Source organism: Streptomyces sp. NPDC029466, from assembly GCF_055574515.1.
The window spans coordinates 27,006-42,654 of sequence record NZ_JBVHZH010000062.1 but is presented as its reverse complement, the minus strand read 5'-3'; the positions used below and the strand labels follow the sequence as shown (position 1 = coordinate 42,654).

General features: G+C 71.4%; 21 protein-coding genes. 14 read left to right on the top strand and 7 right to left on the bottom strand.

The features are described 5' to 3' along the window. Positions 1-211 precede the first annotated feature (211 nt). The 5 genes from ACZ4XD_RS33570 (at position 212) to ACZ4XD_RS33550 (ending at position 3,111) form a co-directional block, all read left to right on the top strand. Positions 212-913, top strand: coding sequence for an LmeA family phospholipid-binding protein (locus tag ACZ4XD_RS33570; protein WP_468048455.1), 702 nt, complete (start codon positions 212-214; stop codon positions 911-913). 226 nt (positions 914-1,139) lie between these two features. After that, positions 1,140-1,247 (top strand): putative leader peptide, encoded by a 108-nt coding sequence (locus tag ACZ4XD_RS33565; RefSeq protein WP_360054210.1) that lies wholly within the window; start codon positions 1,140-1,142, stop codon positions 1,245-1,247. A gap of 213 nt (positions 1,248-1,460) precedes the next feature. Beyond that, positions 1,461-2,306 carry a sulfurtransferase gene (locus tag ACZ4XD_RS33560; protein ID WP_388197620.1) on the top strand — a complete coding sequence of 282 codons (846 nt, stop codon included), beginning with the start codon at positions 1,461-1,463 and terminating at the stop codon, positions 2,304-2,306. A 45-nt stretch (positions 2,307-2,351) separates the two neighbouring features. Further along, positions 2,352-2,639: a DUF1416 domain-containing protein gene (locus tag ACZ4XD_RS33555; protein ID WP_006603933.1), complete on the top strand. Its 288-nt coding sequence runs from the start codon at positions 2,352-2,354 to the stop codon at positions 2,637-2,639. Between the two features lie 184 nt (positions 2,640-2,823). Next, positions 2,824-3,111: a DUF3099 domain-containing protein gene (locus tag ACZ4XD_RS33550; protein WP_468048447.1), complete on the top strand. Its 288-nt coding sequence runs from the start codon at positions 2,824-2,826 to the stop codon at positions 3,109-3,111. Positions 3,112-3,136: 25 nt separating this feature from the next. On the opposite strand, the gene ACZ4XD_RS33545 is transcribed toward ACZ4XD_RS33550, so the two are convergent. Further along, positions 3,137-3,502 carry a DsrE family protein gene (locus ACZ4XD_RS33545; RefSeq protein ID WP_033266312.1) on the bottom strand — a complete coding sequence of 122 codons (366 nt, stop codon included), beginning with the start codon at positions 3,500-3,502 and terminating at the stop codon, positions 3,137-3,139. A gap of 286 nt (positions 3,503-3,788) precedes the next feature. Between ACZ4XD_RS33545 and ACZ4XD_RS33540 the strand changes: the two genes are divergently transcribed. The 3 genes from ACZ4XD_RS33540 to ygfZ all read left to right on the top strand — a co-directional run bounded on the left by ACZ4XD_RS33540 (position 3,789) and on the right by ygfZ (position 5,954). Then, positions 3,789-4,376, top strand: a complete 588-nt coding sequence (locus tag ACZ4XD_RS33540) for a heme-binding beta-barrel domain-containing protein (RefSeq protein ID WP_468048444.1) — start codon at positions 3,789-3,791, stop codon at positions 4,374-4,376. A gap of 128 nt (positions 4,377-4,504) precedes the next feature. Continuing rightward, positions 4,505-4,942 (top strand): Fur family transcriptional regulator, encoded by a 438-nt coding sequence (locus ACZ4XD_RS33535; RefSeq protein WP_018089712.1) that lies wholly within the window; start codon positions 4,505-4,507, stop codon positions 4,940-4,942. Between the two features lie 31 nt (positions 4,943-4,973). Next, entirely contained in the window at positions 4,974-5,954 is a 981-nt protein-coding gene (gene ygfZ, locus ACZ4XD_RS33530) for a CAF17-like 4Fe-4S cluster assembly/insertion protein YgfZ (RefSeq protein ID WP_468048441.1), read from the top strand. Between the two features lie 72 nt (positions 5,955-6,026). Here the strand turns inward: ygfZ and dtd are convergent, their stop codons facing one another. Further along, complete coding sequence (gene dtd / locus ACZ4XD_RS33525; protein ID WP_042146934.1) at positions 6,027-6,452, bottom strand: D-aminoacyl-tRNA deacylase; 426 nt, start codon at positions 6,450-6,452, stop codon at positions 6,027-6,029. Positions 6,453-6,822: 370 nt separating this feature from the next. Here dtd and ACZ4XD_RS33520 point away from each other — a divergent pair, with 370 nt between their 5' ends. The 5 genes from ACZ4XD_RS33520 (at position 6,823) to ACZ4XD_RS33500 (ending at position 10,907) form a co-directional block, all read left to right on the top strand. Next, complete coding sequence (locus tag ACZ4XD_RS33520) at positions 6,823-7,368, top strand: RsiG family protein (protein ID WP_398835809.1); 546 nt, start codon at positions 6,823-6,825, stop codon at positions 7,366-7,368. Between the two features lie 47 nt (positions 7,369-7,415). After that, positions 7,416-8,501, top strand: coding sequence for an asparaginase (locus ACZ4XD_RS33515; protein ID WP_468048438.1), 1,086 nt, complete (start codon positions 7,416-7,418; stop codon positions 8,499-8,501). Between the two features lie 840 nt (positions 8,502-9,341). Beyond that, positions 9,342-9,773 (top strand): ankyrin repeat domain-containing protein, encoded by a 432-nt coding sequence (locus tag ACZ4XD_RS33510; protein ID WP_468048436.1) that lies wholly within the window; start codon positions 9,342-9,344, stop codon positions 9,771-9,773. Between the two features lie 142 nt (positions 9,774-9,915). After that, on the top strand, positions 9,916-10,482 hold the full coding sequence (locus ACZ4XD_RS33505) for an NADPH-dependent FMN reductase (RefSeq protein WP_468048433.1): 567 nt from the start codon (positions 9,916-9,918) through the stop codon (positions 10,480-10,482). A gap of 65 nt (positions 10,483-10,547) precedes the next feature. Continuing rightward, positions 10,548-10,907 (top strand): winged helix-turn-helix transcriptional regulator, encoded by a 360-nt coding sequence (locus ACZ4XD_RS33500; RefSeq protein ID WP_468048431.1) that lies wholly within the window; start codon positions 10,548-10,550, stop codon positions 10,905-10,907. A 103-nt stretch (positions 10,908-11,010) separates the two neighbouring features. Here ACZ4XD_RS33500 and ACZ4XD_RS33495 read toward each other — a convergent pair whose 3' ends face one another. Continuing rightward, the gene (locus ACZ4XD_RS33495) at positions 11,011-11,274 is read right to left on the bottom strand and encodes a hypothetical protein (protein ID WP_468048429.1); all 264 of its coding nucleotides are present in this window, start codon (positions 11,272-11,274) and stop codon (positions 11,011-11,013) included. Between the two features lie 504 nt (positions 11,275-11,778). After that, entirely contained in the window at positions 11,779-12,186 is a 408-nt protein-coding gene (locus ACZ4XD_RS33490; protein WP_468048427.1) for a VOC family protein, read from the bottom strand. Positions 12,187-12,388: 202 nt separating this feature from the next. On the opposite strand from ACZ4XD_RS33490, the gene ACZ4XD_RS33485 reads away from it, so the two are divergent. Beyond that, complete coding sequence (locus ACZ4XD_RS33485) at positions 12,389-13,090, top strand: helix-turn-helix domain-containing protein (RefSeq protein WP_468048465.1); 702 nt, start codon at positions 12,389-12,391, stop codon at positions 13,088-13,090. 292 nt (positions 13,091-13,382) lie between these two features. Here the strand turns inward: ACZ4XD_RS33485 and ACZ4XD_RS33480 are convergent, their stop codons facing one another. The 3 genes from ACZ4XD_RS33480 to ACZ4XD_RS33470 all read right to left on the bottom strand — a co-directional run bounded on the left by ACZ4XD_RS33480 (position 13,383) and on the right by ACZ4XD_RS33470 (position 15,449). After that, a complete protein-coding gene (locus ACZ4XD_RS33480; protein WP_468048425.1) occupies positions 13,383-14,375 on the bottom strand; it encodes an aldo/keto reductase in 993 nt (330 codons plus the stop codon). A gap of 328 nt (positions 14,376-14,703) precedes the next feature. Then, the gene (locus ACZ4XD_RS33475) at positions 14,704-15,033 is read right to left on the bottom strand and encodes a winged helix-turn-helix domain-containing protein (protein ID WP_468048423.1); all 330 of its coding nucleotides are present in this window, start codon (positions 15,031-15,033) and stop codon (positions 14,704-14,706) included. After that, on the bottom strand, positions 15,030-15,449 hold the full coding sequence (locus ACZ4XD_RS33470) for a hypothetical protein (protein ID WP_468048421.1): 420 nt from the start codon (positions 15,447-15,449) through the stop codon (positions 15,030-15,032). The genes ACZ4XD_RS33475 and ACZ4XD_RS33470 overlap by 4 nt, the downstream gene beginning before the upstream one ends. Positions 15,450-15,649 lie beyond the last annotated feature (200 nt).

Below are 15,649 nucleotides of genomic sequence, written 5' to 3'. Positions count from 1 at the left end.
TGGGGGGTGGTGTAGGCACGAAAAAAAACCACCCACCCCCCCCAAAAACCCCCCCCCCCCCCCCCCCCCCCCCCCCCCCCCCCCCCCCCCCCCCCCCCCCCCCCCGCTCCCGTTTGCCGGAGACCGTCGTCTAGGCTCCCCCGGAGCGCAGGCAGGGGGCCTGCATGGACGAGTCGGCCGTAATCCGGCCCAGTGTGGGGGTAGTGGTTCGATGCGTGCACTACGCGTGCTGTTGATCCTCGTGGTCATACTCGGGGGGCTGTTCGTGGCCGCCGACCGGGTGGCCGTGGGGCTCGCCGAGGACAAGGCCGCGGAGAAGATCCGCGGCAGCCAGGGGCTGGACCGGACCCCGACCGTCGCCATCAAGGGCTTCCCGTTTCTGACCCAGGTCGCGGGCCGCAGCCTCCAGGAGGTGGACGCCGATCTCGGGGGCATCGAGGCCCGTGCCCAGGGGCGCGCGCTGCGCATCGACCAGCTGTCGGCGCACTTCTTCGACGTCGGGCTGACCAGCGACTACACCTCCATCGAGAGCGCCGCCTCGGCCACCGGCAACGCCCGGATCACCTACGCCGACCTGACGAAGGCGGCGGGCGGCGGCGTCAAGATCAGCTTCGGCGGGCAGAAGGACGGCCGCAGCCAGGTCAAGATCTCGCCGAAAATCCCGGTCCTCAGCTCGCTGGAGGTGACCGGCTCCATCACCATCGTGGGCGGCGACACCGTCCGGCTGCGGGCCGACGGACTCCCCGGGATGTGCCGGGCCCTGCCCGGCTGTGAGGCGAAGGTGCGGGCCCAGACCGACCACGACTGGAAGCTGGACCAGCTGCCCGGCAACCTGAAGCTGGACAAGGTCGTGACGATGGCCGAGGGCCTGTCGATCTCCGCCTCCGGCAAGAACGTCAAGCTTCCCGGCTGACCTGACGCCCCGGCGGACCGCCCCACCGGTCCGCCGGGCCGATCCGGACACCGTCCATTTCCTGAGACACCCCGGTCCGTACGCCAGACCCCCCACGGGCGTACGGCCGCCCGGAGCCCGTGCGGGACCACGCCGCACGCCCTCCCATCCCGCATTACGGACAAACGCGTCTCATTATTCGACACGCCGGTGACATGCGCCGCTCCGCGTCCCTACGATCGGTGCCATGCAGAGCTCATTGAGCGGTCTCCGTCCGCGGGGACGGGCGGTACTGACGAAGCGGCGGGCAGTAGACCTGTGCCGCGTCGCCGCCATGCTCTGTCGCCCTGCCTGACGGGCTGTCGCACCCTCTCCCGAGCTCCTTCAGGAGCAGGGGTTTCCCCGTCGCCCGGCCGGCCCCCTCGGCCGTTCCCCGTATGTCCCCGCACAGCGCCACGCCGGCCCCGTACACCCGACACGGGCCGCCCGGAAGTCCACGGCGCGCACCCGGCATACCCGCGTGCAACTCTGCCACTGCCCCCCGCAACTGCCCCGGAGGAGAAGAATCATGAGCCGTAGCGACGTCCTCGTAGACGCCGACTGGGTCGAGGCCCACCTTGAGGACCCGAAGGTGGTTCTCGTCGAGGTTGACGAGGACACCTCGGCCTACGACAAGAACCACATCAAGAACGCCGTCCGGATCGACTGGAAGCAGGACCTCCAGGACCCGGTCCGCCGGGACTTCGTCGACCAGGCCGGCTTCGAGAAGCTGCTCTCGGCCAAGGGCATCGCCAACGACGACACCGTCGTCCTCTACGGCGGCAACAACAACTGGTTCGCCTCCTACGCCTACTGGTACTTCAAGCTCTACGGCCACGACAGCGTCAAGCTGCTCGACGGCGGCCGCAAGAAGTGGGAGCTGGACTCCCGCGACCTGGTCGACGGCTCCGAGGTTCCGCAGCGCCCGGCCACCGAGTACCAGGCCAAGGCCCAGAACACCGCCATCCGCGCCTTCCGTGACGACGTCGTCGCCGCGATCGACAACCTCAACCTGGTCGACGTGCGCTCCCCCGACGAGTTCAGCGGCAAGCTGCTCGCCCCGGCGCACCTCCCGCAGGAGCAGTCGCAGCGCCCCGGCCACGTGCCCAGCGCCCGCAACATCCCGTGGTCGAAGAACGCCAACGACGACGGCACCTTCAAGTCGGACGACGAGCTCAAGGCCCTCTACGAGGGTGAGTCCGTCGACCTCGCCAAGGACACCATCGCCTACTGCCGCATCGGTGAGCGCTCCGCGCTGACCTGGTTCGTCCTGCACGAGCTGCTCGGCCAGACCAACGTCAAGAACTACGACGGCTCCTGGACCGAGTACGGCTCGCTGGTCGGCGTGCCGATCGAGCTCGGCGCCGCCAAGTAAGCGAGCACGCTTCTTCCCTCCCCCGAACCCCTCAAGGAAGTACCTATGTGTGGAGCACAGGCAGGCGGCCCGGACGCCTCGACCATCAAGCCCGGTGAGACCACGATCCAGGGCAGCGTGACCCGCGACGGCGAGCCCGTCACCGGTTACGTCCGACTCCTGGACAGCACCGGCGAGTTCACCGCCGAGGTCCCCACCTCCGCGACCGGACAGTTCCGCTTCTACGCGGCCGAGGGCACCTGGACGCTGCGCGCGCTCGTCCCGGGCGGCACCGCGGACCGCACCGTCGTCGCCCAGAAGGGCGGCCTGGCGGAGGTCGCCATCGCCGTCTGACGGCACCGCGTGTGGCGGCGGCCCGGGGCCACCCGGATTCCGCCGCCACCGTCCGTACGGCCGGAGGGCCGCACCCCAGGGGTTTGGACGCCTTGGCTGGGGGTGCGGCCCTCCGTGCCGTGCGCGGCCGGTGGCGGGGCCGCCCCGACTTCTGTCCGGCCCCGCACGGACTTACCGTGGAGTCATGGACGCGCACCGCCGGTCGCCCGCAGAGCGCCGTCACCGCAGGTATTTCGTCCTGATGGGCGTGTGCCTGGTGCTGTTCGTCCTGGCCTGGGGCGTGGTGCGGCTGTGGTCGGTCCCGGCCGCGGTGGGCATGTGCGTCGTCGCCATGGTCATCCCGCCCGTCGCGGCCGTCATCGGCAACCGGCGCGAGCCCGGCGAGCGCTGGTGGGACGAGTCCGGCGACCCCGAGTCCGACCGCTGGTGGCGGGAGCTGGACGACCGGGGCGACGACAAGCACCCGCAGTAGGCCGGACCCGCCACGGTGCGGACGCTCAGTACACCAGCGCCTGGACGTCGTCCGGCATGATCTCGCTGACGAACACCTGGGCACCGGCGATCCCGGCCCCCTCGATCAGATCCTTCTGCTCGATGTCCCGCCGCGCCGCGCACTGGGTGCAGACCGTGATCGCCCCGCCGCCCGCGCGGATACCGTCGATCAGCTCCGGCAGCGGCGCCGCATGCGGCAGCTCGAACTCCGCCGCCCGCCCCGGCAGCGCGAACCACACCGACTCCCCGGTCAGCCACAGGGACACCTCGACGCCGCTGGCCACCGCCACCGCCGCCACCGTGAACGCCTGCGAGCACCGCTCGGGCGCGTCCGCGCCCGCCGTCACCTTGATCACGAGCTTCTTCGCCATGAGGCAAGAGTAGGCGCGGCGGACCTCACAGCGCCGCTGTCACCGCCGCCGACTAGACTCGCAGGCGGTCCGTTACACCCTCACTCGTCAAGGGGCGCGCTCGTGCTTGAGGCATTCTTCACCACCCTGCTGGTCCTGGTCGGCGTCGCCGTCGTCGCGTTCGCCGGTCTGACCTGGAAGAAGCTGTACCAGGGCCAGCGCTGAGCGCGCCTGTCACCACCACCCCTCGCCGGAGCGCCGCCCGCGCCCCCGGCGGTTCCCCTCTCTATAGATCGTCTGAGCTCTCATGATCGAGATCCCGTCCGACCTGAACCCGGCCCTGGTGCCGCTCGCCTTCCTCCTCGGCAACTGGGAGGGCGCCGGCGTCGCCGACTTCCCCGGTACCGAGAAGTGCAACTTCGGGCAGGAGGTCACCTTCAGCCACGACGGCCGTGACTTCCTGGAGTACACCTCGCACAGCTGGGTGCTCGACGCCGAAGGCAAGAAGGTCCGCCCGCTGGAGTCCGAGAGCGGCTACTGGCGCATCGACGCGGACCGCAAGGTCGAGATCGTGATGTGCCGCGACCAGGGCGTGGTGGAGGTCTGGTACGGCGAGCTGGCCGACCAGAAGCCGCAGATCGACCTGGCCACCGACGCCATCGCGCGCACCGCCGCCTCCGGCCCGTACAGCGGCGGCAAGCGGCTCTACGGCTACGTCAACAGCGACCTGATGTGGGTCGGCGAGAAGTCCACCCCGGACGTCCCGCTGCGGCCGTACATGTCCGCGCATCTGAAGAAGGTCGCCGACCTCAAGGAGTGGGCGGAGAGCCTGCCCGACGACATGCCGGACGGCGTCTCCTTCTTCCGTCCGGACGGCACGCCCTACAACCCGTAAGGCCCCCGGGGGGGGGGAGAGTCCCGCTCTCCCCCACCAGCGCCCCGCCGGGAGGGGGAAGCCGGTCGAAGTCCGGCTCTGGCCCTCGGCGTACGGACACCCGGCGCCCGCCCTTCTACACTGGCCGTGTGGTGACCACCGACTGGCAGAGCGACCTCCGCAGGCGCGGATACCGCCTGACCCCGCAGCGTCAGCTCGTGCTGGAGGCTGTGGACAGGCTGGAGCACGCCACGCCGGACGACATCCTCACCGAGGTGCGCAAGACGGCGGGCGGGGTGAACATCTCCACGGTCTACCGGACCCTGGAACTCCTCGAAGAACTGGGCCTGGTCAGCCATGCCCACCTCGGCCACGGCGCCCCGACCTACCACCTCGCCGACCGCCACCACCACATGCACCTGGTCTGCCGGGACTGCACGGAGGTCATCGAGGCGGATCTGTCGGTGGCCGAACCGTTCACGGCGATGCTGCGCGAACAATTCGGCTTCGAGACGGATATGAAGCATTTCGCGATCTTCGGGCGCTGTGCGGCCTGCCGTGCCAAGGCCGCCGAGGGTGACGGCTGAGGCGGTCGCCCCCGAGTCGTAGGCTGGCCCCATGCCGCGACCTTCACCCGCCAGCCCCCTGCTGTCGCTGCCCGGCGCCGTCCCCGCCGAGGCCCCCGACGAAGGCGTCGCCGCGCACTACGGCGACCTCTTCCGGGAGCAGCGTGCCCTCGCCGACGGCGCCGGCTTCGTCGACCTCTCGCACCGTGGCGTGGTCACCGTCACCGGCCCCGAGCGGCTGAGCTGGCTGCATCTGCTGCTCACCCAGCACGTCAGCGACCTGCCGCCAGGCCATGCCACCGAGGCGCTGATCCTGTCCGCGCACGGCCATATCGAGCATGCGGTCTCCCTCGTCGACGACGGCGAGACGACCTGGATGCACACCGAACCCGGCAACCAGGAGGCGCTGATCGCCTACCTGGAGAGCATGAAGTTCTTCTACCGGGTCGAGGTCGCCGACCGCACCGACGAGATCGCCGTCGTCCACCTCCCGGCCGGCTCCATCGCCGAGGTGCCCGGGACCGCCGTCGTACGCGAGACCGCGCATGGCCGCGACCTGTTCCTGCCCCGCGCCGACCTGGAGTCCTTCGCCGCGGAACACGGCCCCGCGATCGGCGTCCTGGCCCTGGAGGCACTGCGCGTCGAGGCCCACCGCCCCCGGCTGGGCCTGGAGACCGACCACCGCACCATCCCGCACGAGCTGGGCTGGATCGGTACCGCCGTCCACCTCCAGAAGGGCTGCTACCGCGGCCAGGAGACCGTCGCCCGGGTCCACAACCTGGGCAAGCCGCCGCGCCGGCTGGTCTTTCTGCACCTGGACGGCAGCGAGGTCCATCTGCCCCCGCACGGCACCCCCGTCCGCCTCGCCTCGGACGGTGAGGAGGGCCGGCAGCTCGGCTTCGTCACCACCTCGGCCCGCCACCACGAGCTCGGTCCGATCGCGCTGGCCCTGGTCAAGCGGAACGTGCCGGTCGACGCGCCGTTGATGGCCGGGAGCACGGCGGCGGCGCAGGAGGTCGTCGTCGAGCCGTAGTGGCCCGCGGCTCCGGCGCGGGCCCCCGGCGCGCGGGGCAAGCCTGGCCCGGCCCTGACCGCCGGAGCGGTCTCAGACCTCCACCAGCACCGTGAACGGCCCGTCGTTCGTCAGCGACACCTTCATGGACGCACCGAAGCGGCCGGTCTCCACCTGGGCGCCCAGCGCCCGCAGCTGCGCGACGACCTCGTCGACCAGCGGCTCGGCGACCGGCCCCGGTGCGGCGGCGTTCCAGGTGGGGCGGCGGCCCTTGCGGGCGTCACCGTAGAGAGTGAACTGGCTGATCACCAGCAGCGGCGCCGCGGTGTCCGAGCAGGACTTCTCGCCCTGAAGAATCCGCACCGACCACAGCTTGCGGGCGAGCTGCGCCGCCTTCTCCTTCGTGTCCTCGTGCGTGACCCCCACCAGCACGCACAGCCCCTCACCGACGATCTCCCCGACCGTCTCGCCCGCCACCTCGACGCGGGCACCGTCAACCCTTTGCACCACAGCTCGCATACCCGCCATCATGCCGGGCGGCCCACCGGCTTCGGACAGCCGTGCCCCCACGGGGGCCGTTCGGGTGCCATGGCCCTGCGGAAGGACCGCCCAGAGTGGCACGATGCGTGCACGTGGTGCGTTTCATGGACAACATGCCCAGGACGCGGCACCGGACGAGGGGACGGAACGATTCATGAGCACTCTCGGCGCCGGACAGACACCCGGTCCCGTACCAACCGCCCGTACGACACCGACCGGACGGACGACATCGACCGCCCCCGCGACCGACCCCGCACATCCGGCGCCCGCCACCCCACCACCCCCCACCGCCCTGACGACGACCACAGCGACGGCTCGCGTCGAGCCCCCCGGCACCGAGGACGGCCCCATGCTCCAGGCAGGCCAGGCGCAGCACCCCCGCCCCCCGCAGCAGCGCGACCGCTGCCTGCCGGCCACCACCCCCGATCTGTCCGGCCTGGGACTGCCCGAGCTGCGCGTCGTACGGCGTGACTCCCAGCAGGAAGAGGCCGATCTGAGCTATCTGCGGCGGCTGTTGCAGGGCCGGATCGACATCCTGCGGGCCGAGATCGCCCGCCGTAGCGCCCAGCAGTCACCGCTGCTGGACCGGCTCCCGGAGATCCTGACCGACCTGCCGTCGCGGCACCGCTCCTCCGCCCGGCATGTGACGCTCGGTACGCCGCACAGCGAGGAATACCGCAGGCTCGCCGAGGAAATGCTCGGCGAGGTGGAGCTGTCCGACCTCACCGCGCGTACGGACCAGGAGCTGCACGACGCGATGGGCCGGCTGATCCGCTACGAACAGCAGGTGTCCCGGCGCCGTCAGTCGTTGCAGCGCACCACCGACGATTGCAGTGCCGAAATTGCCCGCAGGTACCGTGAAGGTGAAGCGCAAGTAGACGACCTGCTGTCCTGACCGGGCCACAAGCCTCTGGGGGGCAGGCCACTCCCGGAAGGCCGACGATGACCTCGCCCACCCCCATATCCGAGCCGACCTCGGAATCCGCCATGTCCCCGGATTCCCCGACGGCCGCGCTTTCTTCCGCTTCCTCCGCGTCCCCCGCTTCCCCGGCTTTCCCCGCTTCCGCCGCTTCCTCCGTCTCCTCCGCCGTCTCTCCCGTCCTCGCCGAGGTCGTTCGCTCCGGCTTCGTCGAGGGGCGGCACCGGGGCTCCCTCGTGGTGCTCGCCGCCGACGGCAGCGTGGACTGGGCCCTGGGCGACGTGACCGCGCCCGTCTTCCCGCGCTCCACGAACAAGCCGATGCAGGCCGCGGCGGTGCTGCGGGCCGGCCTGGACCTCTCCGGCGAGCGGCTGGCGCTGGCCGCCGCGAGCCACTCGGGCGAGGCGTTCCACCTCGACCTCGTACGGACCATGCTGGCCGAGCACGGCCTGACCGCCGACCACCTCCAGACGCCCGCGGACCTGCCGCTGGACCCCGAGGAGGCGGAGGTCTACCTCGCCTCCGGCCGGGTCCGCGACCGCCTCACCATGAACTGCTCGGGCAAGCACACCGCGATGCTGGCCGCCTGCGCGCTCAACGGCTGGCCGCTCGCCACGTATCTCGACGAGGTCCATCCGCTGCAGCAGCTGGTCGCCGACGGGGTCCGCGCCGCGAGCGGCGAGGACGTCGCCCACGTCGGCACGGACGGCTGCGGGGCGCCCCTGCTCTCGCTGTCGCTGACCGGGCTGGCCCGCGCCTTCCGGCACTTCGTCATGGCCGAGCCCGGCAGCCCTGAGCGGCGGGTCGCGGATGCGATGCGGGCCCACCCGGAGTACGTCGCCGGCACCCGGCGGCCCGACACCTGGCTGATGCAGGCCCTTCCCGGCACCCTGTCCAAGATGGGCGCCGAGGCCGTGCAGGCCCTGGCTCTTCCCGACGGCCGCGCCCTCGCGTTCAAGATCGACGACGGCGCCACCCGCACCCTCGGGCCCGTCCTCGCCCGCACCCTCCGCCTCATGGGCCTCGACGCGCCGGTCCTCACCCGCCTTGAGGACGCGCCGCTCCTTGGCGGTGGTACGCGGGTGGGGGAGGTTCGGGCGTCGTTCTGACGGTCGTTGGTTGGTTGCGGGGTTGGCTGCGGGTGGGGTTTGTCTGCGGGTGGGGTGTGGCTGGGCGCGCCTGGGGGTTCGCCGTACGTCGTTTGGTGCGGCGCCGTGGTGGCTGGGCGCGCCGTTCCCCGCGCCCCTGTGTTGGCGCCGTACGTCGTTCGGTGCGGCTGCGTTGTGGCTGGCGCCGTTGCGGGTTACGTGGTTGCCGCGGGGGCCGGAGGGGACGCACCGGGACCCGTCCTCGGCGCGGGCGACGCGGCTGCGTGGGATTGATTGCCCCGGTGTTTGCTCCGGTCCTGCGGGCGGGCCCCGGTACATCCCCTCCGACCGTCCCCCGTTGCCGACTACCGGACAGTGGCACCGCGCCTCACAGCCCAGCCCGGCCCGCGCCCGTCCTGCGGGGACCAGATGCCTGCCAAGAGGTGCCGCTGCACCGACCGCCGTAACGGCCATCCGTACGGCGGGACAGCCGCGCACAGACGGAGGTCGGAGGGGATGCCCGGTGAGCCGCCCGCAGGACCCGGAGCGAACAACGGGGTGAGCAACCTCTGGGACCCGCGTCGCCCGCGCCGAGGACGGGGTACCGGGCGTCCCCTCCGACCCGCCACCCACAAGCCATAGGCGAACCGCGCCCAAGCCCACGGCAACCCGCGCCGAGGACGGGGTACCGGGCGTCCCCTCCGACCCGCCACCCACAAGCCATAGGCGAACGGCGCCCAGCCACCGGCAAACCCGTACGGCGGCCCAGCCATCCACTGCCGCAACCGCGATGGCCTGCATAAAGTGGCGATGACACGGTGCACGCACGTATCACCCACCAACAGCAGGAGGCCGGCGACCATGAGCGACGCGAATTCCGAGCCGCAGGGGCCCGAGGCGATCGAGCACGCGCACGACCCCGAGGTGCTGCAGCTCGCGGCCAAGGTGTTCGACCTGGCGCGGCACGGTGACACCGACACGGTCGCCGCCTACGTGGACGCGGGCGTGCCCGCCAACCTGACGAACGACAAGGGCGACTCGCTGCTGATGCTGGCGGCGTACCACGGCCACCCCGCCACCGTGGAGGCCCTGTTGCAGCGCGGCGCCGACGCGGACCGCCCCAACGACCGCGGCCAGACCCCGCTCGCCGGCGCGGTGTTCAAGGCCGAGGACGAGGTCGTCAAGGTCCTGATGGCACACGGCGCGGACCCGACGGCGGGCACTCCGTCGGCGATCGACACGGCCCGGATGTTCGAGAAGGCGGAGTTGCTGAAGCTGTTCGGGACGGAGTGACCCGGCGGACGGCCCGGTAGGCGAGGCCCGACGCCCACAGGCGCAGCAACGCTTGACCTCAAGTTCGCTTGAGGTTCTAGCGTCGGGTCGAGACGGCATTCCGCCGCTCACCGACTCGCGCCGCACGCACGAAGGGCCCCGCATGTCCGAGCACCCCTACCGCCTCGCAGTGATCATCGGCAGCACCCGGGAGGGCCGGTTCGCGCCCGTCATCGCGAACTGGTTCACCCGGCACACCGAAGGCCACCCGCACATCGACGTGGACGTCATCGACCTGGATGCCGTCCGCCCGTACGAACTCCGTTACGGCAGCGAGGAGTACGAGACCTTCGCCAAGCGCGTCGACGAGGCGGACGCCTTCGTCGTGATCACGCCGGAGTACAACCACTCCTTCCCGGCCCCGCTCAAGCACGCCATCGACCTGCTGCACCGCCAGTGGCAGGCCAAGCCGGTCGGCTTCGTGTCGTACGGCGGGATCTCCGGCGGCCTCCGCGCCGTCGAGCAACTGCGGCTGGTCTTCGCCGAGTTGCACGCCACGACGGTGCGCGAAACGGTGAGCTTCCCGCTCGCCGGCAACCTCTTCGACGACACGGGCCGGCTGCACGACCCGGCCCCGGCCGCGCAGGCCGCCGACGCCCTGCTCCATCAGCTCACCTGGTGGGCGGTGGCCCTCCGCGAGGCCCGCGCAAGCCGCCCGTACGGCGGCTGAGGCCCGCCTGGCCGGTACGCGTCCGATACTTGGCCCGGCAAAGGAACCGGACCAGGGGGGACGCCATGAGCGCACGCAAGGGACCGTACGAATGCGGGCTGGACGCCGCGGTGGACGTGATCGGCGGCAAATGGAAGGTGCTGCTGCTGTGGGCGCTGGCTCAGCGCCCACAGCGGTTCGGTGAGCTGCGGCGGGAGTTGCCGAAGATCAGCGAGAAGGTGCTGACGCAGCAGCTGCGCGAACTGGAGGCCGACGGCATCGTGCACCGCGAGAACTTTGCGCAGGTGCCGCCGAAGGTCGAGTACTCGCTCACCGACTTCGGCGTCTCCCTGAACGAGGCACTGGCCCCTCTCGGCGACTGGGGCCGCGCCCATCTGGCCCACTTGGAGGCCACCTATCCCCAGCGCCATCCGGAAGGGGCCTGAGCACCAGCGTTTCGCACGTCCAGGACCCGGCGGCGCTCAGACCCTCGACGGCTCCGGGCGCGCCCGTGGCACTCGGACGCCCCCGGAGCCACCACCAGACCTCTCAGGCACTCTCCACACGTCCGGCGCCGTCCCTGCCCGTGGCGTCTCCGCCCGTCCCAACAGACTCCGCCCGGCGCTGCGCGCGGGCGGCGGCCAACGCCCGCTCGAAGCCGTGCTGCGTGGCGCCACACCACTCCAGGAGATCCGTCAGCAGCTCCCCCAGATTCCCACCGGGACTCCGCCGCCAGCCCACTTCGGACAGCCCGTAGCCCCGCAGCACCTCCTCCGCCCGTGCCACCCGCTCCTCACTCCCAGCCATCGCCATGTCGCCCCACCTCATGAGTTGTTGACGCCGCCCCGATGCAACCGGGCCCGTTCCAGGCCCCGTTCGAGCGCGACATGGTTCCAATGCAAGCGCATCGGAACGCCGACGGGCAACCCGGATTCGCCAGCCCTCGTACGCCTCCTTCCGGCACCCTCCGCCTCCACGCCACCGCATCAGCGCCGTATGGGATACGTAGCCGTCGAACCGGCCGTCATCGAAGGGGAGTTGTTGCGCCCGGCCGGCCCCGGTCGGCTCGGAGGTCGGCCCCTGCGAGGCCCTGGGCGGCGGGCGGCGGGCGGCGGGCGGCGGCGGGCGGCGGCGGGCGGCGCCAACACCTCGGCGGACACGTCGAGTCCGGCAAGCGCCGAGGGTGTGCCTTCCCTGGCCGGGCGGCGAGGATTTCCAGCAGCAGTCCGTCGCGCAGCGAGGCCCGCACCCGGTCGCACACCGATACCGGTCTGGCACCAGCCCGCCACCGAAACGGCCATCCGCGGCGCGCCGCGCTCAGCTCTCGGGGCGCTCCTGGAGGGCCCAGCCATTGCCGTCCGGGTCGCTGAAGTAGACGAACGAGTTCCACGCCCCGCCGGGGCCGTCCGCCATCGCGCCGTCCTCAAGGTGCTGCACGGGGCCGGCCGCCACCCCCCGTTCGACCAGTTGCGCACGGGCCGCGGCGATATCGGAGACCACCAATTGCAGCCCCTGGAGGGAACCTGGTTTCTCCTCCATGACGCCGCTGCCCGCGCCGATGACGATCGAGCAGCCCGACCCCGGCGGCGTCAGCTGCACGATGCGCGCCTCGTCGCCGATGCACATGTCGTGATCGACGGCGAAGCCCATCTGCTCGCTGTAGAAGCGCTTCGCCCGCTCCACATCGGTGACCGGAACCGGTACCAGTTCGAGCTTCCAGTCCATGGCGCGCCGTCCTTCCGTACGGGCGACGGCCCCTGCACAGCGGCCGTCGGACCGGCCTTGTCGCGCTGCAAGAAGTCTAAGGAGCGGGGCGCGAAGGCGCGCCTCGATGACGGAGTGAGTGCTCACTCCATATTGTGCCGCCATGACACCCCCTCCCTCTCGCCGACGTGCGCCCGGTATGAGCGTCGAGGACCGACGGGCCATGATCGTGGCCGCCGCGCTGCCGCTCGTGGCGGAGTACGGCGCGGCCGTCACCACCAGCCAGATCGCCCGCGCCGCGGGCATCGGGGAAGGCACGATCTTCCGGGCCTTCAAGGACAAGGGCGAGCTGCTGGACGCCTGTGTCGCCGAGGCGGTCGGCACCGACCATGTGCTGCGCGAGCTCGCCTCGATCTCCCTGGACGAACCGCTCGCCGCCCGGCTGGCCCAGGCCGCCGAGGCGCTGCGCGCCCACATGGAACGCATGGGCACCGTCGTCGGTGCCCTCCACGCCTCGGGACACCGACGGGGCCGCGGTGTCGGCATCGGGAGCCGGGACGGGGAGGCGCCCCCGCCGGACAGTCGGGCCGGGGAGGCGCCCCCGCCGGACGGCCGGGACGAGGATGCCCCGCCGGATGGCCGGGACGGGGAAGCCCCGCCGGACGGCCGGGACGAGGGAGCTCCCCCTCCGGACGGCCGGGCGCATTCCGTCACCACCCTGCGCAACGCGGTCATCGAGCTGCTCGAACCCGACCGGGCCGCCTTCCGCCTGAGCCCCGAAAAGGTCGCCGCCGCCTTCTTGGCCCTGCTCTTCACCCGGCTACAGACACCGGGGCCGGCGCCGGAGGCCGAGGCGCCGCTCACCCCCGACGAACTCATCGCCGTCCTGCTGCACGGCACCCTCAACGCCCCCGGAAGCGCCTGATGCCCGTAACCCTCAACCACACCATCGTCCCGCTGAGCGTCGGCTACTCAGGCCAGCGGACGTCGGCCCCCTCAGCCCCAGGCGTCGACGTCCTCAGCCCCAGGCGTCGGTCTTTCAGCCCCAGGCATCGGCTTGGCCTGCCGGCTCGGCCTGCCGGCTCGGCCCCCCTGGCCCTCAGGGCTAATTCACTCCACCGACACGGCCTGCCGACTCGACCTATCGATCCGGTCGGTCGGCCCCCTCGGACCGCCTCCGCCGGCCGTGATCGCTCACGCCCCAGGCCCGTCAGCCCTCACCGGCCGACGAACGTCATGCTGACCTCGTCGTAGCGCGTTCCGGCTATCCGGCCGGTCGGGGCGGCGGCGTCGATCGCGGCGAGGTCCTCGGTGGTCAGCTCGATCGCGAGGGCGCCGAGGTTCTCTTCCAGGTACTTCTGGCGGCGGGTGCCGGGGATCGGCACGACATCGGCTCCGCGGTGCTGCACCCAGGCCAGGGCGAGCTGGCCGGCACTGACGCCCTTCTCAGCGGCGAGCTCGTCGAGCTTCTGCACGATGGCCAGGTTCTGCTCCAGGTTGCCGTCGGCGAAGCGCGGCTGGCTGCGGCGCATATCGGACTCCGACAGGCCCTGTACCGAGGTGTAGCGCCCGGTGAGGAATCCGCGGCCGAGCGGCGAGAACGGCACCAGGCTGATGCCGAGTTCACGGCACACCGGGGCGATCTCGTCCTCCAGATCGCGGGTCCACAGCGACCACTCGCTCTGGAGCGCGGCGATCGGATGCACCGCATGCGCCCGGCGGATGGTCGCCGCACTCGCCTCGGACAGCCCGAGGTGGCGCACCTTGCCGGCCTGGACGAGTTCGGCCATCGCGCCGACGGTCTCCTCGATCGGCACCTCGGGGTCGACGCGGTGCTGGTAGTAGAGGTCGATGTGGTCGACCCCGAGCCGGCGCAGCGACGCGTCGCAGGCCTCTCGTACGTAGGCGGCGTCGCCCCGGATCGCGGTCGGCTCGCCGAGGGCGTTGGCGAAGCCGAACTTCGTTGCCAGCACCACCTCGTCCCGCCGTCCGGCGATGGCTCGGCCGATCAGCTCCTCGTTGTGTCCCGCGCCGTAGAAGTCGGAGGTGTCCAGGAGGCTGACACCGAGGTCGAGCGCGTGGTTGATGGTCGCGATCGACTGCGCGTCGTCCGACTCCCCGTAGCCGTGACTCATGCCCATGCAGCCGAGCCCCTGGGCGGAGACCGCCAGCTCACCGAGGTGACGCGTCGGGATGTTCGTGGTGGTCATGATGTTGCTGCCTCCTGGACGTGCCGTGGATGGATCTGAATCCCGGAACCTGCGCCGAGCTCCCGGCCCCGAGCGCCCTGATCCCTGAGCGCTGAATCCGGGGCCCGCGTGGCGGACCTGTCCCGTAATCCCGTCCCGGACGCTATGAGTTGGAGTGCTCTCCAAGTCAACAGGGATGTGGGCAGGCGGGGTTGGGTCGGCAGGGGGCGAGCAGGAGGGGTCGGGCAGGGAGGGGCTGGGCAGGCAGGTGGCAGGCAGGTGGCAGGCAAGTACGGCGCTCCCGACGGCCACGTCCTTCGCCTCGCTCCGCCGACGTCGACGTCCTCCGTCAGCCGCCTCCGTCGGCGCCGTCTCCCGCTATCGCCCGTAGGGCCTGGCAGTGCGCGGCGAATGCGGTGCGGCCGCCGGGTGTCAGGGCGAGCCACGTACGCGGGCGCTTGCCGACGTATCCCTTGGTGACGGCTACATAGCCGGCCTTCTCCAGGGTGGCGACCTGTCGCGACAGGACCGAGTCGCTCACCTCGACGGTGTCGCGGACGAAGGCGAACTCGGCCTTCTCGGCGGCCGCCAGGGTCGCCACGATGGAGAAGCGGACCGGGGCGTGAATCACCTCGTCGAGTTCATGACGTGGATGTGCCCGCGGACTCGTTCCGGTCACCTCCGCGCCTCCAGATAACCGCCTATCAGCCCGGGAAGGGCCACCACCACTGCGCCGGGGACCCACCACGACGCGTCGCCCTGATGCCACCTCACACCGGGGAACAGCACCGCGAGGTAGAGCAGCGTCCACACCGCGATCATGCCGAGATGCCGCCGACCGAATCCGCGCCGGGCAACGCGCTGCCGGACCGCGTAGACCGACAGCCCGGCGATGGTGGCCATCCAGAGGCCGATGCCGATCGCCACCCCATGGGGCGGGGGCAACAGACCGATGGACAGCACCATGACCGCGGCCGCGCAGCCATAGAGCACTTGATACCGGACGTACCACGTCGAGCTCTTGCGCACCGTCGAGTCCAGCTCCCGCACCCGGGCCAGTGCGGCCGCCGCGTCTCGTGAGGCGTTCTCCCCCATGCCAGTTCCCCCTGTTCGCTGATCCGGCTTCCTGCATTCAGCGTGACAAGTACTTTCCAATCCGGCAAGTACTTTCCAGCCATTGTGAGTTGGCCTCGGACGCCACGCCCCCGCGGCGCCGCAGCATCCGGCGAGGGAGGCAGGGCCGGCCGCACCATGGCTGTCTGGGCGCCGAGGACCAGGTCAGGTAGGGTGGCGCT